At 53.4% G+C, this 19,493-nt stretch carries 21 protein-coding genes; 17 read left to right on the forward strand and 4 right to left on the reverse strand.

Annotation, left to right across the window (positions count from 1 at the left end):
• Positions 1-79: 79 nt before the first annotated feature.
• On the reverse strand, positions 80-838 hold the full coding sequence (locus tag A3OW_RS0103855; RefSeq protein WP_020562104.1) for a class I SAM-dependent methyltransferase: 759 nt from the start codon (positions 836-838) through the stop codon (positions 80-82).
• Between the two features lie 460 nt (positions 839-1,298).
• On the opposite strand from A3OW_RS0103855, the gene A3OW_RS0103865 reads away from it, so the two are divergent.
• Both A3OW_RS0103865 and A3OW_RS0103870 read left to right on the forward strand, forming a co-directional pair.
• Positions 1,299-2,489: a hypothetical protein gene (locus A3OW_RS0103865; RefSeq protein ID WP_020562106.1), complete on the forward strand. Its 1,191-nt coding sequence runs from the start codon at positions 1,299-1,301 to the stop codon at positions 2,487-2,489.
• Between the two features lie 10 nt (positions 2,490-2,499).
• Positions 2,500-3,228, forward strand: a complete 729-nt coding sequence (locus A3OW_RS0103870) for a ferritin-like domain-containing protein (RefSeq protein ID WP_020562107.1) — start codon at positions 2,500-2,502, stop codon at positions 3,226-3,228.
• A 214-nt stretch (positions 3,229-3,442) separates the two neighbouring features.
• Here the strand turns inward: A3OW_RS0103870 and A3OW_RS0103875 are convergent, their stop codons facing one another.
• Entirely contained in the window at positions 3,443-4,192 is a 750-nt protein-coding gene (locus tag A3OW_RS0103875; RefSeq protein WP_020562108.1) for a glutamine amidotransferase, read from the reverse strand.
• A gap of 124 nt (positions 4,193-4,316) precedes the next feature.
• Here A3OW_RS0103875 and A3OW_RS0103880 point away from each other — a divergent pair, with 124 nt between their 5' ends.
• The 10 genes from A3OW_RS0103880 (at position 4,317) to A3OW_RS0103925 (ending at position 10,728) form a co-directional block, all read left to right on the forward strand.
• Positions 4,317-5,540: a glutaredoxin family protein gene (locus A3OW_RS0103880; protein ID WP_020562109.1), complete on the forward strand. Its 1,224-nt coding sequence runs from the start codon at positions 4,317-4,319 to the stop codon at positions 5,538-5,540.
• A 165-nt stretch (positions 5,541-5,705) separates the two neighbouring features.
• Complete coding sequence (locus tag A3OW_RS0103885) at positions 5,706-7,151, forward strand: phosphomannomutase (RefSeq protein ID WP_020562110.1); 1,446 nt, start codon at positions 5,706-5,708, stop codon at positions 7,149-7,151.
• A 382-nt stretch (positions 7,152-7,533) separates the two neighbouring features.
• Positions 7,534-7,845 (forward strand): TRL-like family protein, encoded by a 312-nt coding sequence (locus A3OW_RS0103890; RefSeq protein WP_026223311.1) that lies wholly within the window; start codon positions 7,534-7,536, stop codon positions 7,843-7,845.
• 647 nt (positions 7,846-8,492) lie between these two features.
• Entirely contained in the window at positions 8,493-8,711 is a 219-nt protein-coding gene (locus A3OW_RS0103895; RefSeq protein WP_198291283.1) for a type II toxin-antitoxin system Phd/YefM family antitoxin, read from the forward strand.
• Positions 8,701-9,144: a type II toxin-antitoxin system VapC family toxin gene (locus A3OW_RS0103900; RefSeq protein WP_020562114.1), complete on the forward strand. Its 444-nt coding sequence runs from the start codon at positions 8,701-8,703 to the stop codon at positions 9,142-9,144. Before A3OW_RS0103895 ends, A3OW_RS0103900 begins: the two co-directional genes overlap by 11 nt.
• Positions 9,145-9,199: 55 nt before the next feature.
• The gene (locus A3OW_RS0103905; RefSeq protein WP_020562115.1) at positions 9,200-9,466 is read left to right on the forward strand and encodes a DUF4160 domain-containing protein; all 267 of its coding nucleotides are present in this window, start codon (positions 9,200-9,202) and stop codon (positions 9,464-9,466) included.
• Positions 9,459-9,728, forward strand: a complete 270-nt coding sequence (locus A3OW_RS0103910; RefSeq protein ID WP_020562116.1) for a DUF2442 domain-containing protein — start codon at positions 9,459-9,461, stop codon at positions 9,726-9,728. The genes A3OW_RS0103905 and A3OW_RS0103910 overlap by 8 nt, the downstream gene beginning before the upstream one ends.
• A gap of 176 nt (positions 9,729-9,904) precedes the next feature.
• On the forward strand, positions 9,905-10,132 hold the full coding sequence (locus tag A3OW_RS0103915) for a hypothetical protein (RefSeq protein WP_020562117.1): 228 nt from the start codon (positions 9,905-9,907) through the stop codon (positions 10,130-10,132).
• Positions 10,110-10,400 carry a nucleotidyltransferase family protein gene (locus A3OW_RS0103920; protein ID WP_020562118.1) on the forward strand — a complete coding sequence of 97 codons (291 nt, stop codon included), beginning with the start codon at positions 10,110-10,112 and terminating at the stop codon, positions 10,398-10,400. Before A3OW_RS0103915 ends, A3OW_RS0103920 begins: the two co-directional genes overlap by 23 nt.
• Complete coding sequence (locus A3OW_RS0103925) at positions 10,393-10,728, forward strand: HepT-like ribonuclease domain-containing protein (protein WP_020562119.1); 336 nt, start codon at positions 10,393-10,395, stop codon at positions 10,726-10,728. Before A3OW_RS0103920 ends, A3OW_RS0103925 begins: the two co-directional genes overlap by 8 nt.
• A 79-nt stretch (positions 10,729-10,807) precedes the next feature.
• Here A3OW_RS0103925 and trhP read toward each other — a convergent pair whose 3' ends face one another.
• On the reverse strand, positions 10,808-12,148 hold the full coding sequence (gene trhP, locus A3OW_RS0103930) for a prephenate-dependent tRNA uridine(34) hydroxylase TrhP (RefSeq protein ID WP_020562120.1): 1,341 nt from the start codon (positions 12,146-12,148) through the stop codon (positions 10,808-10,810).
• A gap of 252 nt (positions 12,149-12,400) precedes the next feature.
• Between trhP and A3OW_RS26235 the strand changes: the two genes are divergently transcribed.
• From A3OW_RS26235 to A3OW_RS0103950, 3 genes are all read left to right on the forward strand, one after another.
• Positions 12,401-13,135 (forward strand): DUF4410 domain-containing protein, encoded by a 735-nt coding sequence (locus A3OW_RS26235; protein ID WP_020562122.1) that lies wholly within the window; start codon positions 12,401-12,403, stop codon positions 13,133-13,135.
• 100 nt (positions 13,136-13,235) lie between these two features.
• The gene (locus tag A3OW_RS0103945) at positions 13,236-13,691 is read left to right on the forward strand and encodes a putative lipoprotein (RefSeq protein ID WP_020562123.1); all 456 of its coding nucleotides are present in this window, start codon (positions 13,236-13,238) and stop codon (positions 13,689-13,691) included.
• A 38-nt stretch (positions 13,692-13,729) separates the two neighbouring features.
• Complete coding sequence (locus tag A3OW_RS0103950; RefSeq protein WP_157385785.1) at positions 13,730-15,721, forward strand: hypothetical protein; 1,992 nt, start codon at positions 13,730-13,732, stop codon at positions 15,719-15,721.
• Between the two features lie 74 nt (positions 15,722-15,795).
• Here the strand turns inward: A3OW_RS0103950 and A3OW_RS0103955 are convergent, their stop codons facing one another.
• Positions 15,796-16,656, reverse strand: coding sequence for a hypothetical protein (locus A3OW_RS0103955; protein WP_232422326.1), 861 nt, complete (start codon positions 16,654-16,656; stop codon positions 15,796-15,798).
• A gap of 696 nt (positions 16,657-17,352) precedes the next feature.
• On the opposite strand from A3OW_RS0103955, the gene A3OW_RS0103960 reads away from it, so the two are divergent.
• Both A3OW_RS0103960 and A3OW_RS0103970 read left to right on the forward strand, forming a co-directional pair.
• On the forward strand, positions 17,353-17,859 hold the full coding sequence (locus A3OW_RS0103960; protein ID WP_020562127.1) for a DUF1993 domain-containing protein: 507 nt from the start codon (positions 17,353-17,355) through the stop codon (positions 17,857-17,859).
• A 620-nt stretch (positions 17,860-18,479) separates the two neighbouring features.
• The gene (locus A3OW_RS0103970; protein ID WP_020562129.1) at positions 18,480-19,487 is read left to right on the forward strand and encodes a sterol desaturase family protein; all 1,008 of its coding nucleotides are present in this window, start codon (positions 18,480-18,482) and stop codon (positions 19,485-19,487) included.
• The last annotated feature ends 6 nt before the right edge of the window (positions 19,488-19,493 follow it).

Genomic DNA, 19,493 nt, shown 5'->3' on the forward strand with positions numbered 1-19,493 from the left:
TGCTGCCGCCTGAACTTGCGCAGAAGGCGAACCGGGGATAATGAAATACTTCCGGCACGTTATCGTCCGGACGAATTCATTATCTTGGCCGAATCTGAAGAAAATCCTGATCGCAGGAGAAGCGGAATCCCAGGTCCGCGCAGATAAAATAATTTCGCACATAGTCCTCGAGATCCCGGCGCGCGGGCGGATGATCCATCGGCAGCAGATTGAGCATGAACTCGGCAATGGTGTAGGCGGAGTTAAAATCGGTGGTGTTGACGTGAGCGGGCACGGTCTCGATGGCGACCTCGTAACGATCGCCCTGTTTGTCCCGAAAGGCCCGGGCCAGAGCAGGCAAATCGAAACTTCGTTCCAGGAAATGCCGCATCATCCGCATGCACTGCGTGTCGTGGTGCTGCAAAACGACTATCAGTATGCCGTCGGACGACAGCATCGAGGCGAGTTTTTCCAGGGTCGGCATCCAGTCCGAACTATCCAGGTAGTAGAGCACGTGGGAACAGAGTACGAAATCGCCCGAGTCCGCGATGGCCGCTTCCATGATCCCTTCGGAGAACACTTCAGCCAAAGGGCAATTGTTCTTAAGTTCCGCCCGTAACGAGTCATTCGGCTCAAGCGCAATCGTTTGATCGAACGCATCGGTAAACCACGAGGTAACCAGTCCGTTGCCGGCGCCGACGTCTATGAAAACCTGCCGTGACGGCAGCGTTTCCACGAAGCCGTTGAGCCATTGATGAGCCTTGGCTTTCTGATCGGTGTGATTGAGAAAGGTTTGGAAGGCGTGATAATACTCGCTCGACTGCGAGCCGTAGACGTTAATGGGTTGCGGCGTATTCATAGTCGTCACTCCTCGAATCCGGTTTCAGGTTACGGGGTTAACTGCGGCCAATCCTCATTGTACCGCTACGATCCAATGTGAGATAGCCTTTAATTGCCGCGTTCAAAGTTTTGCATGCCGGGTGTCGGTTCGGTCTCATCAGCCCTATCGTATTTTATGTTCAGTACCGAACAGATCGTCCGACTGCCTCTCTTTATGATGATTTATGCCGATTTTGTGGATCAGGCAGTTAATGCCGAAGAAATCGTCTACAGGACGATTCGCCCATATAACCAAGCAGCGCAAGTTCCGCTAGCAAACGAATATCCGATTTTTTCAAGCGTTCGGAAGGGTGGGGCTTTGATGTATCCGGGGTCTGGCGCATACGGCGGTCGCTGAAGAAAGCACCTGTTTCGTGGTTCGGATCTTTTCCCGGCCGCTTTCCAATAACAATTCCATGACTACTCAGAGGAGGTTGGTAATGGCATTCAATATCTATGAACATCGGGGACGCCCGATCGACAAACAATTTCTGACCTGGAAGGAGATGGTTCAGGTTCCCATCAGCAAACTGGACGACGATGCATTTACCCGGGTCAGGATTATTCTGATGAACGGAATCGAGCTGGAATCGATTCAATTTTCCAGAGCCTGCGCCCGGATGAACAGGAATCTGCAACTGCCTCTGGCCCAGCTTCGCCGGATCGACCAGCAGCAGGCGACTCTGGTCAACTGGATGATCGGCGCCGACCATTCTCCTTTGGAAACCACGATCGGCTACGAGCAGGTCGCCATCGAGGTGACCGCCGCTGTCGCGCAAACCGAACCCGATCCTTATCTTGCCCAGGTCTACCGCTTCGGCCTGCTGGAAGATTTCGACCATATGTACCGCTATTCGGCGTTGCTGGATCGCCTGGAAGGCAAGGATTCGAACAACATTCTGCAAAGTTACACCGACGTGCTGCCGGGCCGGCCCACGATCTACGAGCATCGGGCGCCCGAGGACGATTTGCGGGAGCCGTACGACCGCAGCCAGGCCGCGCCGTTGACCAAAATGCATGCGTTGACGATCATGTCCGGAGAGCAGCAAACCTGGAATTACTATATGAACATCGGGCCGCTCTTCAGCGATCCTCTGGCCCGGCAGCTCTACGCGGAAATCGCTCATATCGAAGAGCAGCACGTGACTCAATACCAGGCCATCATCGATCCCGAGGAAACCTGGCTCGAAAAGTGGCTGCTGCACAAAGCCAACGAAGTTTATAACTACTACGGCTGCGCCGAACAGGAAAGCAATTCGCGCATCAAGTCCATCTGGGAGCGCTTCCTGGATTACGAACTCGGCCAGTTCCATGTGGTCCGCGATCTTTTCGAACAATATGAAAACCGCGATGCGCAAAGCGTAGTGCCCGCCGAATTGCCCGAACCGATCGCTTACGAGAGCCAGCGCGACTTCGTCCGCGAGGTGCTGCGCGCCGAAGTCGACCTGAGGGCCAAAGGCACCGCCTTTGTCGGCCTGAGTGAGGAAAGCGAAGCGTCGAAAATGTACCGGCAGCGTTTGCATGCCGACGGCGTTCCATCGGAAATCGTGGCTTTGGATTATGTGTGGCAACCGGGCGGAGAGATCAACAAGCTTCTAAGCCCGATGCCCGCAAGTCAACTTCAACACTGAGGAGGCCATTATGAAAGATTCTGCCGAATTCGGTTTAAATAAAACCCCGACCCAGCTTCATCCTGTGATGACCCAATCGATGATGGAAGGCTATGAGGAATTTCCTCCGCACGCCGAAGACACGTCGATGGATGCCTTCACGATGCGGAAAAGCTATATAGAAAACAACGAGCCGTTGGGCGCGGTGCCGGTTCCGAGTACCCTTAAAGGCGCGCTCAGCGCCGGCGCTCAGGCGCTCCAGGGCAACAGTCCTTCCGTTTTGATCGATAAACTGGGTCAGCGGCTGGCGTTCGAACGCAGCGGCGTCCGGCTGTACGATGCGCTCATCACCAAATGCCAATCCGCCGAGCCGGCGCTGGACATCTCCACCCTTGTAGAATTCCGTAACGACGAAGCCGAGCATTTTGCCCTGGTCAAGGATTGCATCGTTTCCCTCGGCGGCGATCCGACTGCGCAAACGCCTTGCGCCGATTCGTCCGGCGTAGCGGCCATGGGCCTCATGCAGCTCCTCAACGATCCGCGCAGTTCGATTCCGCAATGCGTGGAGGCCGTCCTGATGGCGGAGCTGGCCGATTCGGCCGCCTGGGAACTGCTGGTCGAACTGGCGAACGAGGCGGGGCTCACCGATTATGTCGACAAGTTTCAGCAGGCCGGCCTGACCGAAGATCATCACATGCAAACGATCAAGGACTGGTTGCAGCGCCTGACGATGGACAATGAAGTGAAATCGGTGAGCTGACGCATTGCCGGTTCGATCGATTGCAAACGGGACAGCCGGTAGCCTCTGATGCAATGCAGTGGAATCCGGGATCATCGAAGCCCCGATGACCCCGGATTCCGTATAACTCCATCCGGGCTCCCGGCTTTGAATAAGAGCAATCGAGAGGGATTCATTAAACAATAACTTTTAAGAAATGGTACGGTGACTGATCGGAGCGGCCCGGTTCGACGGGTCAGTCGACTTCACAATTTGTAAAGCCCGCTTTGCGATTCCTTTCCATACAGAAGTCAAAAAACCGTTTCAACAGCGCATTGGCGGCCTCGGTATGACCGATTGCGGCTGTTAACGCTTCGGTGCTTCCACCGTGCGGCAGCGCGCCGGCGTATTCGCCGAGATAAGAGTGCATGATTTTCGCCGTGAATTCGGGATGAAACTGGACGCCCCAGGCGCTCTCGCCCAGACGAAATGCGTGGTGGTTTTCAAACGGGTTGCCTGCCAGCCGCAGCGCCTTTTCAGGCAGCCGGATCACCGTTTGCGCATGGGTGACGTGAGCGGTAAACGTCCGGGGCAGGCTGCCCAACAGGGCATCTTCTCTGCCTGCGGGAGTCAACCGGATCTCGACGGTGCCGATTTCGCGCCCCCCGGGATGATAATCCACTTGCCCTCCCATCGCCTGAGCCAACAGTTGATGGCCGAAACACACGCCCAGCAACGGCAGGTCTTCCTGCACGGCCTGCACGATCCATGCGGACAAAGCCTGCATCCAGTCCGTCCGGTCGGTGACCATCGCCGGCGATCCGGTGATGATCACGCCCGACAAATCTTCTACGGCAGGTAAAACCTCGCCCGCCATCGCGTCGATTACCGGAACTTCAGCAGGGCTCAAGCCGCAACCTTCCATCATCCAGTCTTCGAAATCGCCGAAGCGTTGCCGTATGGCGGGAAAGGTCGAGCCTGTTTTGACGATGACAAATGGTTTCATAGTAAAGTGATGCCATGGAGTGAATTTCAATGCGCTTGGACAGCGAACGGCTTAATCCATTTCATCTTATAATGATCCCTGGCGAGTCAAGCAAGCCTTCCCATCAAAATTCCCGGGTTTCTGCATGATCTTTTCGAAAATAATTATTCCGGTTCTGCTATGGGCCTTCATGGGCGGAACGGCCGCCGGTCAAGCCGCCGAACCTCAATCGGCGCCGCCGGAGACCGTGGACTCTTCCGCGGCCGTTGAGGCTTCTCCGGACATCGAAGTTTTCGTGCGCGAAGGCTGTCCGCATTGCGCCAGGGCGAAGGAATTTCTGTCTGCGCTGGTCCTCCGGCAACCGGACGTGCGCCTGTCGATACGCGATGTCGGCCGGGATTTCCTGGCGTTTGAGCGATTGCGGCAATTGTCTCTCGCTCAAGGTCTGACCCGATTGAGCGTGCCCGCGTTTTATATCAACGGCCGTCTGATCGTCGGCTTTTCCGAAGAGGCCCATACCGGAAGCCGGCTTCTGGCCGAGCTAAATCAGGCAAAATCTTTCCCGGACAGTTGCCCCGAAGGCGAGCCTCGTTCATGCGAAAGGGCGTCCTCGGCGCCTTCCGAGCCCGAAAGATTCGAAGTCACGCTGTTCGGCCGCAGCGTATCGCTCGACCGGGTGGGCTTGCCCATGTTTACACTGGCCCTCGGCTTGCTCGACGGCTTCAACCCGTGTTCGATGTGGGTGTTGATTCTGATGATTTCATTGCTGGCGCCGATGCAGAACCGCCGGCGCATGGCCGCGGTCGCCGGCACCTTTATCGCAGTGGAAGGACTGGCCTATTTCCTGTTCATGGCGGCCTGGCTCAATCTTTTTTTGATCGTCGGCCTTTCGCGGCTTTCGGAAATCATTATCGCCGTCCTGGCAATCGCCGCAGGCGCGATTCACGTCAAGGATTTTGCAGCCTACGGGCGCGGTCTTTCGTTGTCGATACCGGACCGGTCGAAGCCCGGCCTCTACGCGCAGATGCGCCGGATTCTTCAGTCCGAGAACCTGACCGGGGCGATGATCGGAGCGGTGGTGTTGGCCGTTCTGGTTCAGATCGTCGAATTTCTCTGCACTTCCGGTTTTCCGGCACTGTACACCCGCATCCTGACCTTGCGGGAGCCCGGCGGTTTCGGCTATTACGGTTACCTGTTGCTGTACAACGCGGCCTATATGTTCGACGATCTCATCGTACTCGGCATCGGCATCGTCACTCTCAGCCAGAAGCGGCTTCAGGAACACGAAGGGCGTTGGCTCAAGCTGATCAGCGGCGCGGTCATGATCGGTTTGGGCCTTTATTTGTTGGCCATGCCGTTTCTGGGCTGAACGCTCTTCAATTTGCGGCAAAACCCGAAGCGGCGCTATTGATCGAATCATTTTTTTAATTCAATATGGCCGGCTTCGATCATCGGGGATCACTCAAGCTATATTACCCGGCACCGAAGGATAGCATTCCGGAAAGGTGGCGGTTCAATCACAGCAAAGGAAATTATGAAAAACAGTCGAGATATCATTGCGTCAAGCCCGATTCGCTTCGGCACCAGCGGCGCGCGGGGTCTGGCGGCCGATTTCAATGGCGAAGCGTGTTTCGCCTATACGCTGGCCTTTTTGCACAGTATCGGGGCGCCTTTCGGTTCGCGCGTCGCCTTGGGCATGGATTTGCGTCCGAGTAGTCCCGCCATGGCGGGCGCTTGCATAGAGGCTATAAGGCATGCGGGTCTGGCCGCCGACTTTTGCGGCATTCTGCCGACGCCGGCCCTGGCTTTTTACGCGCAGGAACAGCATATTCCGGCCTTGATGATCACCGGCAGCCACATTCCTTTCGACCGCAACGGCATCAAGTTTTATCGCCCCGACGGAGAGATTTCCAAGCAGGATGAAACGGCCATCGGCGAAGCGGACGTCATGCTGCCCCAGGTTTTATCCGTTGCCGCGCTTCCGGAAACCCACCCGGCGGCGTATCGAGGCTATATCGGCCGTTATCTGCAATTTTTCGCGCCGAAGCCACTGACCGGTTTGCGTCTGGGATTGTACGAACATTCGGGCGTCGCGCGGGATCTGTTGCGTGAACTTCTGGAGGCGCTGGGGGCCGAGGTGATTCCCATCGAAAGGACCGATCAATTTGTGCCGATCGATACCGAGGCGGTCAGCCAGGAAGATGCCGAGAAAGCCAGGCGATGGGCCGAAATCTATCGTTTTGATGCGATCTTGTCCACCGACGGCGACGCCGACCGTCCGTTGCTCGGGGATGAAAGCGGCCAGTGGCTGAGAGGCGACATCGTCGACATCCTGTGCGCGCAATATCTGGGCGCCGAGGCGGTGGCGACGCCGGTCAACAGCAATTCGGCCGTGGAAAAATGCGGAGATTTCATCGTCAAACGCACCCGAATCGGCTCGCCGTACGTCATTGAGGGCATGCAGGAACTGATCGGGCAAGGACACACGTCCGTAGTCGGCTTCGAGGCGAACGGCGGTTTTCTGGTGGCCACCGAACTGGAAAAACAAGGTCGCCGACTGAAACCGCTGCCGACCCGGGATGCGGTCCTGCCGATGTTGTCCTTGCTGGCGATGGCCAGGGAGCGCGGCGTCCGACTGTCCGAATTGCCGAAGAGCCTGCCGGCCTGCTATACCGCCAGCGACCGCCTGCCTTCCTTCGCCCCGGAAAAAAGCCGCCGTCTTTTACAGGCACTGACGGCATCGGAAAACGCTGTACGACAGCTCCTCGGCGACGTCTGCGGGAAAGCGGCCGGTTCCGATCTGACCGACGGCGTGCGGCTGTTCTTCGAGAACGGGGAGATCGTTCATCTTCGCGCCTCCGGCAATGCGCCGGAGCTGCGCTGTTATGCGGAAGCGGCAACGCAAACGCGCGCCGAATCGCTGGTGCGGGTCTGTTTGGGGCGCATAGCGGCCAATGAAAGCGTCGGGTTACCGTTGTAATTAACAGACAATGACAACGAAGAATTGACGGAGGCGATACCGTCAGGAAATTAAAATGATTTCCAGCCGTAAGCCGCTATTATGTAGAAATTCTTACGGTCTCAGGAATTGATCTTAATCGAATTTCGTGTTATTTGTTTTCATTAGGTTGCTAAAAACAAAGCTGAATTTTCCATTATTTGAAAAATTTGAAAGAAAAAGCACGGCAACCTAATCCACCTTAAACAATGCTGTAATTTTGTTTAATTGTTTTTATTAACCTGAAAGCCCGGCAATGGGTAGATCTTGGTTCTAGTCCCTAGACAGCTCTTGATTATCGGGACAATCAATTTCCTACTTTTTTACCCTGTATTAACAATAAAGAGAATAATGAGGCTTAATTATGACAAAAACATTCACTATTTTGGCCGTATCCAGTTTGACGATGGCATTAACGGCATGCGCAACCCCTTACCCGGTTGGCGGGATATGGACAAACGTTGCCTTGCCTGTTACGGCAACTGCATCCGGGGAAGCTTCAAAAACCGGAGAAGCTACATGTAAAAGTTATGTCGCTATGTTCTCTACCGGAGATTGCAGCATCGATACGGCAAAAAGAAACGGGGGCATTACAAAAGTCGATCATATCGATTGGCAAGCGAAAAATTTCTTGGGATTAGTCGGAACCTATAAGGTAATAGTTCACGGCGAATAATAATCGCGCTGTTTTTTGTCGATTGGCTAAGCATTATTTTCTGGCCTCTGCCGAAGCACGAATTACTAAAGCGCAATTTCTTTATTAGGCATAGACGATTGGTACTGCATACAGAGACAACAGCCCAGGAAAAATGGCGAAGATAAACCCAATGCAGTAATCGATAATAAAGGGGCCTTCATCGGCCCTTTTATTTTTTTATATGTTCCAAGCCGACTCGACGCCGGGCTCCTCTAATCGCTGATACGCAGTTTTTCCAAAGGAATATGATTTGCTCAGCCGCAGCGCCTGCAACAGTCGTCATTGGGGAGCATCCGAGATGCCAGGTAATGGCCCCAGTATTATTTTTTCTTTCATCCCGCCACTCGTCTGCCCGGCTTGATCAGCCGACAAATGAATACGTCCCAAAGTCTCCGGGCTGAAGACATAAAATTCATCCATTAAAATGAATTTACAAACAAACCCAACCGAAATCCAAAATTCGCAGTATGGCGTGCGTCAATTTGAGTCTCTGGCTTAAATCTTTATAGCCCGCTGGAATTATCAAGCTTCTTAAAACCCTTTGACCCTGTCCGATCGCTTTCAACCCTAAATGTGCTACAATTTATATTAATGTAGCACGTGCTTTGTTGACTGTTATGCGATACTTGAATATTAGAGAAATGCGCGGCCTCCTAGGAAAACTCGATGAACTTGTCGAAGAACAACAGGAGCTCATTATTACGCGCAACAAAAAAGAAATTGCCAGAGTTCTGCCGGTTCAAGTCAAGAGAAAACGTCCCACCCATGCCCAACTAAGACAGTTGACGCAACGCAGCGAAGTTTCATCCGCCGAATTGATTCGCCAGGATCGCGATGAGCGGTAACGGCGTGGTTTATCTCGATACCAGCGCGCTGGCCAAATGGTATCTCTCCGAACCCAATTCAGAAGAGGTCAGCGCTTATGTTATCGGGCTGGACGTCGCCGTCGTCAGCACTCTCACGAAGACCGAGATGCGGTGTTTACTGGCCAGACGCAAACGCATGCAGGAATTCGATGCGAATGTGGAAGCGCAAATCTATGCCACTTTCCTCGACGACATTGCCCAGGGTCATCTGGCTGCTCTGAAAGTCGAAGACAAACACCTGGAGAGCGCGGCCCATCTGATCGCAATGCTGCCGGATCATGCCTTGCGCACTCTGGATGCGCTGCATCTGGCCATTGCCCAACATCACGGACTGGACCGCATCGCCACGGCCGACGCCTTGTTTGCGAAAGCGGCTGAAGCATCGGGATTTGCCGTGGATTTTTTTGGTTGATGTTCGGGCTAGCTTATATTTGTTCTTGTAATTACTGAAAATAAGGGAGTATAAAATGCCCGTAATTTCGTACTTTTTTGGCATCTATATACGCATGTACCACGACGATCATCACCCTCCGCACTTTCATGTGGAATATCAGGGGCACGAAGCATTGATGTCGATCGAAAGCGGCGAAATTTTAGCGGGCTCACTACCGAGTAAAGCAATAAAACTGGTGCGGGAATGGACAAAAGAGCATCAGCAAGAATTGTTGACCAACTGGCAGTACGCTATCGAACTGAAACCGCTGCAACGTATAGCAGGAGCCGACAATGATTAAAATCATTCGAGCAGAGCACATCCACCAAAAAGTATTACGTCTGTATTTTTCCGATCACTCATGGGGAGATTACGATTTACAATCTTTGATCGATCGACAAACCGAATTGACGCTTCCGTTAAATGACGAGGCGTACTTTCAGCAATTTTTTTTGGAATTAGGCGCATTGTGCTGGCCTAACGGCCTGGAATTAAGCCCCGGCAGCATTCATAAAAAGCTGGAAGAGCGCCAACAATTGCATAGTGAGACGAAAACGGCATGACAAACACGACAACTATCCGACAATCATCGTTACGATGAAACTGAGCGTAGAATAGTTTTTGTTATTTCAAACACTCTTTATATTTAAATTCAAGATACCGATTTTGAACATGGTGGATTGCTGAAGCGAATCCGCCTTATGGGTTATAACGAAGAGTAACATCAGAGGAAAGATACTTGAAACAGCCTTGGGATTGGATTGAAGACGACTTGTTAAAGCTCATTAATTTGGGAGTGAAGGAAAGCATTGAGTTGGATTACAAAGCATGTGACGCACTTGCTCAAACGGATGGTAAAAAGAATGAAATTAGCTCGATAGGTTGGGCTGACGTCAGGAAGCCCAACATTTCTGAACATTTACATATGTTGAATTTTGCTTTTTATGAAACGCCAACAAACGCTTGATATTCTTGCCAGACTCAAACCTGAATTGGTTAAACGCTTTGGGGTAACCCGTCTGGCATTATTCGGCTCCACGGTTCGTGATGAGGCCAAGAAATCGAGCGATATCGACATCCTTGTGGCTTTTGACGGCCCTGCCACATCCGAAAAATATTTTGGCGTGCAATTTTTATTGGAAGATGAGTTGGGACATCCTGTCGATTTGGTGACCGAAAAGGCGATGCGCGCCGAATTGCGTCCTTTTATAGAACGCGAGGCTATTAATGTCTGAGCGGGAATGGCGTTTTTATCTGGACGACATGATTCGCTTTGCGGAAAATGTGTTGGCTTATTGCGAGGATTTAGATCAGGCAACATTTGAAGCCACGGGCTTGAATTATGATGCAACGCTTCGCAATCTGGAATTGATCGGTGAAGCCGCAACCCATATCCCTTCCGAAATTCGGGAAGCTTATCAGTCAATTCCATGGCGTCAGATCATCGCGACACGAAATCGGCTGATTCATGGTTATTTGGGCATAGATAACGATACCTTATGGAGCATTATTAGGGATGATATTCCCAGGCTTATCATGGAATTAGAGCACATACACAAGTAGCGGATTGGAGATAAGATGTTTGCCCTGCCAAAACGTTAAGGTCGGGGCTGCAAGCCCCGACCCGCATCAGAAGCTCCCTTTAGAAATACCTCGCCATCAGCCCATACCCCGCATTCGCTTCCGGAATCGGTATCTTTACCTCATATCCTGCCCCCGGCGCTTCTTGCATTTCCTGCCCGTGCAGGTCCTCCATGCGCTCGACGACGATGTCGCGGTTGCCTTCGGGCAAAATCAGCTCGACCCTATCGCCGACCGCGAACTTGTTCTTGACTTCGATTTCGGCGAGGCCGGTCGCGCTGTCGTAATTCCGGATTTCGCCGCAGAACTGCTGCTGATGGCTTTTCGAATAGCCGGTGAGGTAGTTCTGGTAGTCCTGAGTGTGATGGCGCTGGTAGAAACCGTCGGTATAGCCTCGGTTGGCGAGGTTCTCGAGCACGCCCAGCAGTTCCGGATTGAACGGGCGGCTCGCCAGCGCGTCGTCGATCGCCTGGCGGTAGGTTTGCGCGGTGCGCGCCACGTAATAGTGCGACTTGGTGCGGCCTTCGATTTTCAGGCTGTCGACGCCGATCTCGACCAGGCGTTGTACGTGCTCGATCGCGCGGAGATCCTTCGAGTTCATGATGTAGGTGCCGTGCTCGTCCTCCATCACCGGCATCAGCTCGCCGGGACGGTTTTCTTCCTGCAGGAAATAGATGTTGTCGGCCAGGGGATGGCGGTCATTGCCGCCGCAGCCGCCCTGGCTCAAATCGCTCATCGACAGCGGACCGCCGGACAGGACGTAGTCGCCCTCGGCGTTTTCCTGCGCCGGCATCGTGTCGTATTTCCATCGGCAGGAATTCGAGCAGGTGCCCTGGTTCGGATCGCGGCGGTTGAAATAGCCGGACAGGAGGCAGCGGCCGGAATAGGCGATGCAGAGCGCGCCGTGCACGAAGACTTCCAGTTCCATGTCCGGGCATTGCTGGCGGATTTCGGCGATTTCGTCCAGCGACAGTTCGCGCGACAGGATGATCCGCTCGACTCCGACGCTCTGCCAGAACTTGACCGTCGCGTAATTGACCGTATTGGCCTGCACCGACAAATGCACCGGCATCTCCGGCCAGGTTTCGCGCACCATCATGATCAGACCGGGGTCGGCCATGATCAAGGCGTCGGGCTTCATCGCGACGACCGGCTCCATGTCCCGGAGAAAAGTCTTGACCTTGGCGTTGTGCGGAATTACGTTCGTCGCTAGAAAAAATTTCTTGCCGAGCCGGTGCGCCTCGGCGATGCCGATGCCGAGATTTTCGGCGAGAAAGTCGTTGTTGCGTACCCGAAGGCTGTAGCGCGGCTGCCCGGCGTAGACCGCGTCGGCGCCGAACGCGAACGCGTAGCGCATGTTTTTCAGGGTGCCGGCGGGAGAGAGAAGTTCGATTTTTTTCATGGAGTTAAAACACGGTTTGGCAATCCGCTATTTTAACCGATTAGCGGTTTTTGAATCTGGGTAATTGCAGGAAAATAGCCTTGTTCAGGCGGCACCGCCCAGAATTGATCCAGGGCCGCCGGATGCATACGTCGACAAGACGGATTCGCCACTAAAAATTCTTGTGTTTATCATGGCTTGAGAGTCTAATTTAGCCGTAATTCGGGGCAAGATTTCCGGCTCATGGCTGAACACTATCGGAGGCGATTATTTATGCGTACCACCCATTCATTTCAATGGCTGACCGTTTCAATGCTCCTGTGGCTGACGGGATGCGCCCATACCGACGTGAAGACGTCGAACGAACTTGCGAGTTCCGGGCTGCCCAGGCCGCAACAGGTGCTGATATATAACTTTGCGGTGACTCCTGAAGACGTTAAACAAAATTCGAGCATTTTTGCGAGATTGGGCAGGAACCTGGGCGATTCCAACCGGACCGAGGAGCAAATTCAGGTAGGGCGCGAGGTGGCGGATGCCCTGGCGACCGAATTGACGCAAAAAATTGCCAACATGGGCCTGACCGCCACGCGTGCGATCGACAATGTGCCGGTGGCTCCCGGCTCGATCTTGATTACCGGCCGTTTCGTCAACATCGACGAAGGCAACCGTCTTCGCCGCAACCTGATCGGATTCGGATTGGGCGAGTCCTCGGTGGATGCGGAGGTTCGGGTGCTGGCTCCGGGGCCGTCGGGTTATACCGAGCTGGAGGTGTTTGAAGCCCACGCCGACAGCGGCAACATGCCGGGCGCCGCCGTTATGGGGCCCGCGGGAGCGGCGGCCGGAGCCGGCACGGCAGCGGTTCTGGCCACCAACGCGGCCATTGGCGGCGTCAAATCCTACAAATCGGCTTCCGCGCAGCAGGCCAAAAAAATCGCCGACAAGATTTCCGAACAACTGACCCAATATTTTGTCCGGCAAGGCTGGATCAGTCCGGACATGGCGCAATGAACGTCGACTACCTCGACTAACTTGAGGCAACGGAAGGGCGGCCCACAGCAAAACACTATAACGCAATCCTTTTCCACGATTTTTCAAGCAGAAGATGACCATGCATTTCAGTTCAGAACGCTTTACCAATCCGTTTTTCAATGCCGTGATTCTGGCGCTGCCGATTCTTGTCGGCGGTTGTTCCTTCTCGGACAGTTCAAGAAGCATTTCCGACAGTATCGAGAGTTCGTCGGATTCTTCCGGCTCCATCAGCGACTCTTCAGAATCGAATAAGGAAAAAAAATACGAGAATGAAGTCTCCGACTACACGATGGCCTACGTCAAGTCCTCCAAAGAGGCCGACTACGCCGCGTATCAAAAAGGCTTGAGCGACATCGCCGCCAAGCGAGGCATCGTCAACTGGGATCAGGAGCCCAAGACCTACATAGCGATCGGCAAGGGCCTGAAGAAAGCAGGAATCGAAGGCGTCGCGTACGAAACCTATAAAAGAAATTTTGCCGGCTCCGACGAGGCGAAGATGCAGAACATCCAGAAAGGTTACGAATCGGAAAAATAGCTTTTATCGTAGAATTCTCAAGGCCGTTCGTTCCGATCATGATGGGCTCGAAACGGCTCGTTTTCGCCGCCGCCGCGATCGCGGCGGCGGCCTTGACGCTGGCGTCCTCGAATGCCTCGTCCGCCTCGTTCAATTACCTTTACATCGAAGCCAGCGAGGGCAATTCGAGCGGCGGTCATGCCGCAGTCCAGTTCGATGACGAGATTTATCACTTTCAGCACGTCGATTCCGGCCTGATTCGCCTGTTCCGGCAGGAAGAAAAGGAGTTCCATTTTATCTACCGGTATTTGCAGAACCGGCCTATGCATCTTGGTCGCATCGAAGTCGGTGACGATACGCTGGCGTTGCTGAAAGATCAGTTCAAACAGCGTTTTTTAGCGGAGGAAGGGCAGTTCAAACTGCTCGGCGATTTGCGCCGGGATCGCCTCTTGCTCCGGCATTTATTGCAACAATCCACCGGCGGCCGGGATCTCGCCGACCCCGAGGCCGCTTCGGTCTTGCGCTTGAAAGGCGTCGGCCTTTTCCATCCCGATCCGAGCCGGCAGGCCCCGCCGCCAAGCCACGAGGATGACCGGGAACAGTCGTTTATTATTCGCAACCTGCGCGAAAACATCGAGCGGCGCTACGGGCGCGGTTTTTTGCAGCGAAAGCGCAAACAACTGGAAGAAAGCATCGAGGCATTGACGCCTGTCGATTGGTCTGCCATCCATGCGGATCCGGACCTCGCCCGATTTCCGGCGTCTGTTTATTCCTTTTCCGACCGTTACTCGGATTATCTGACGGCCTGGCATGCAGTCAAGGTCCTGGCCGAGGCAACGCCGCTGCGGCCCGACGTGCTCGTGCAGACCGACCGGCAACCTTTCAAAATTTCCGAAGAGGAGAGGCGAGGGTTGCTGGCCCTGCAGCAGGATCTGTCTCATGCCCTGATTGAAGCGTTCGCAGCTTCCCGGCCGGACTGGGGCTATGCAGTTCTGATCAACCTGGCCCGCACGCTGGCGATCGCCGCCACGCTCCGGTCCGGCTATTGGGCCTTTGTCGACGATTTTGCCGAAGACAGCGAATGGCTGAAGCCGGCCCAATACCTTCCACACCGGGCTCGGTTAAGGACGTTGCTCAACGACGCCGGCGCATCTCTGGCTCGGCTCCGGCGCTCGGCCGCATCCCGTCAACGCCTGACCGAGGCCGACTACAGCCGGATCGAGATGGCCGCCAACCGCTCTCTCGAATTGTTAAAGAGCGAACAGCGCGTTGCATTCCGCTTTAACGGCGAAAAAGCGCTGCCGTCGAAAAGTCTCGGTTTTCCGGCCGGACCGCTGCCGAAATTGGCCCGCGCCCGGCTGTCGTCCGAGCTGGTCTCTTTGAACAACGTGGAAGAGGCGTTCGGGAAAACCTTGAACCGACACTACCGCTACGATCTGATCCAGCGTAATTGCGTCACCGAACTGTTCGGAACGATTCATCGGGCCTTGTTGACGTCTTACCGTTCGGACGAGCCGCTGACGGATCCGGAATCGTTCATCAAGCGGGAATCGGAAAAACGCCTCGGAGGCTACGTCGACGTTGCCGTGAACTTCATTCCCTTCGTGTCCTACCGCTCGGTCCGGAATCGTTATCGGGTGATACAGAATCTGGATCTTGACTCTTACCGGAGACTCGAACTGGCCAAGTTGATAAACCGGGATGACGGCCTGTTGACCGCTTTCCGGGAAAGCAGCATCCTGAGCAGCCGTTTATACCAATACAATCCGGACGATGCGTGGTTCGTGTTTTTTACCGACGATCAAACGCTGCTTCGTCCGCTGTTCGGCCTTGCCAATACCGCGGCCGGGATCGCTCAAGGGATTGCCGGGCTGTTCAGTTGGCCGGCCGATTCGGGAAAAAATCTGAAATCGGGCGCCACCGGCGTTTTAATGAGTGTGCCCGAGCTCTTTTTTTTCAATATGCGCAAGGGCAGCTACAAGTATCTGTCCTTTTCCCGAACGGCGCATACGGAGTCCTATAAAGCGTCGTCACAAAATCGAAACCCATAAAGAACGGCAGCCGGAAATGAAGCCCTTCGTACAGAAGGGCGGTACCGCGCCGACGCCCGGCTGGCCAGATGGCATTATTTTGAAATGGTAATGCTCGGAATCGCGTTGCCTCTAGGCAATTCGGACATCGTCATTTGAAAAATCTGCCACAACACACGAAATGCTTTTTTGTTCCAATTGTAATCCCGGTCCTCTTTAATGGAATAGTATTTACCTTGGTATTTGACGTTGAAATCCGATTCAGCCGGCAACGCGTCGGATTCCATGATGGCCAGGGTAAAAGTAGGGTTCTCGGAAACAAAAGGGGTACGCGGATCTTTTTGTATATCGTATTCCGGCTCAGTACCCAACGTCCGGCCGATAAAATAGAGAATATTGCTGAAACTTCTCAGCCTGAATCGGCCATGCAGCGGAAATTCGCCTCCCCGATAGCCTTTACGAATGTCTACAATCACGTCATTCACGGCGCTATTTTCGCTCTCTTCGAGGAGTCTGCTTCGTTCTTGTTCCGATAACAGTTTAAGATCGTAATTGGTAATCACCATCCGGCCTTCCTTGCGTTTGTCGAGATGATAAACTCCTTTTCGAGAATCAAGCGTGATATTGAATTCTTTTTCTAATTCTTGAAATTCTTTCGGGTTCATTTGGCTGATCGGCAATTGCCAATGCTTTACGACCGTCAGCGGTTCGAAATAGAGTTCGTCCTGATCCTGTATCGAAGAAAGGTGAAGAACAATCCGGCGAAACAGAGCATAGTCCGTCCTATCTCGAGGACGATTGTGATAGACTTCCTCGGGTTTGCCGTCCATGGCCCGATATTCCAGTACCACCAATCTCAATAACAAATCTATATCGACGTTTTGTCTCAGCAATAAAGCCAGTTTATCTTCGCTGATGGGCGCCAGCATCCGCTTTGTAAATTCTTCGCCTTGCATCGGCACAATACTAATGGTCGGATTTTCCGCGGCGGCTACCCCGAAGGTTGGAACGAGCGTTGAGCCGCTACTGCCGGTAAGCGCCGGCGAAACGCCGAGATTGGCTTGAAAATTTAAAGTGGCGGCAATGTTCGATATCCCCGAGAAGTGAATGGGATCATCATTTTTAGCTCTCGCAATATTCAAAAGCAATTGTTTGGAAATATCGTTTTGAGTGGCTTCGTTATATGCGAGGGATAAACTGTCCAGAGCAGCGGGTGAAAGGCAGCCGTCTAAAAACAACGTCAGGCAGACAACAGTGACTCGAACCATTGAATTGAGAATAATGTTTATTAGTTATGTAAGGCTCTAATAAAAACAGGCGCGCCGATAAGTAGACAAACTATATCAACCTATTGCTGCCGCTGTAAATTGAAGGGCATGACCGCGACCGACGCATTCTGATTGAATAGCTTATTCGGCAGAAGCCGGCCGTGATCAGCGCCGCCCAGGCTGCGAGAGAACCCGCAACGTGCTACCATGTTCTCCGACTCGATATGGGCGCTTGCCGTCCCGGCCAGTTTACCGGTATCTTGCAGCCGCAGTCTTTTTATAGAGCCGGAAGAGCGGGAACAAGGCGCGAATCCCTTGAATCCTGAAATAGAGTTCTTTCGTTAACGTGTCTTTCCTTTTCACTTGCATTACGGAGTCGCCTTCATGCAAATTTCCATGTACCAAGCTTCAATCCCGGTATTCGTCCGCATGCTGGATAATTTATCGAAAATACTCGAGCACGCGGCTCGTTACGCCGACGAGAAAAACATCGAGCCGGGCGTTTTGATCAATGCGCGCCTGGCGCCCGACATGTATCCTCTGTCCCGGCAAGTGCAAATCGCCACCGACATGGCGAAAGGCTGCGCCGCGCGCCTGGCCGGTCTGGAAGTGCCCGTCTACGAGGATAACGAAACGACGTTTCCCGAGTTGCAGGCGCGCATCGCCAAAACCGCCGCGTTCGTCCAGAGCGTTACGGCCGAACAAATCGACGGCTCCGAAGAAAAGCCGGTCACCCTCAAACTGCGCCATCAGGAAGTCAGCTTTTCAGGCTTGACTTATCTTGTCCATTTCGTGCTGCCCAATTTTTATTTTCACATCACGACCGCTTACGCGATTTTGCGCCACAACGGCCTGCCGCTCGGCAAAAGAGATTTCATCGGCGGCATTTAGAGTCTTTTCGAGCCCCTGTCAGGCAGGAACAAATCGTCCGCATTCCCACGACCCGCCGTGGGAGTGCGGAAATCTTCACTTTGTCCGTTTCCGTTTTCATGCGGATTTAATTCAAACCGACAACTGGTTTGAACCGCCGGCGGACTTGAACGCTGGCGCGCGAAGTTTCGGCTTCGACAAGGCCGGATGAACAGGCAGTGCTTGATTCCGTTCGGAGCAAGTCTTCGGTTAAGTTAATCACATGCAGGATACCAAGCCGTACCATTTCCGATGCGCCGTATTGGACCAGGCGCCCAAAAGATACGCGGTGCATCCTTATATCCGTGCCGTCAGGATAAGGGGTTCCGTAGGCTGTACAGGCGAGCTGGAAAGGCGCTAAAAGCCGCGGGCTGGCTATGGCAGCTTGTCTTTCTCCGGCAGTCTTCCGATAAAGAGCCTTATTGCGCGGACGGCTACGACAACCGACCGATTAACCGTGGCATAAACATTGCTTAAGAATTGGTAAGGTAGAATTGATGTCGACCGGGCGTTTGCCGCTTGCGTCACAATTCTGTCGCATAATTGCTCTAAGATGGTCTTGTAAAAGATTTTTCTGCCAAATTTTATCGGAGGATAAGTCCATGTTGCCTATTTTTGCAGCTTTTACCGAGTTTATAAAAACCGCTTTTTCTTCTCATGTGTTTTTATCGGAGGAAATCACGGTTGTTTTTCTGATATCGGTTTTTATCGTTTTGTCGAGTCTGGAGTGGCGTGCTCCCAAAATTGAACACTCCCGAAAGAATAGAGCGCAATCCTACCGGACCAATCTGGGGATGTTCGCATTCAACAGCCTCATGTTTTCGGTTTTATCGATTTCATCGGTGTGGCTACTGATCGAACCTTTTTCCGGAAAAGGCCTTTTGCACTGGATTGACCATCCTGTGATCAAGGGGGTGCTGTCGTTGCTGTTGCTCGATCTGTTCCATTATCTTTGGCACAAAACCTGCCACAGCTTCGACGGATTATGGATGTTTCACAGAGTTCATCACAATGACTCTTATCTGAACGTCTCGACCGCGTTCCGGATTCATCTGGTGGAAATGATTCTCACGGCATTGTTGAAGGCGGTTTATATCGTGCTGCTGGGCATCGATAAAAAGGTCGTGCTGGCGTATGAAACGGTCTATCCGTTTTTTGTCATGTTCCATCATACAAACATTGCCTTCCGGGGCGAAAAGTGGCTGGGGCATCTGGTTGTGACGCCCTCGTTGCATCGCACGCACCATTCGCAGGAACGCAAGGAGCACGACAGCAATTACGGAGCCATTTTGTCGATATGGGACAGCATGCTGCTGACCAGGAAAGAAGTGGAGCCCGCAGCGGTCGGCATCAAGGGCGAGTCTCCGCAAACCTTGCCGGCGCTGATCCGGTTCGGATTCAGGACGCTCAAACCTTCGGCGTCTGCGCCAGTGTTTCCCGCCGCGCCGGCAAAGGGATTCACCCTCGACATTCACGCCATGATTGCGGAAGCGGCTTATTACAAAGCGGAAAAACGCTCTTTCTCTCCGGGGTATGAGCTGTACGACTGGCTGGAAGCAAAAAGGGAAATCTTCCGACAGGTTTACGGTGACCGCTGTGCCAACTGTTAAACGGCT

The sequence above is a fragment of the Methylosarcina fibrata AML-C10 genome (genome assembly GCF_000372865.1).
Lineage (GTDB): Bacteria > Pseudomonadota > Gammaproteobacteria > Methylococcales > Methylomonadaceae > Methylosarcina > Methylosarcina fibrata.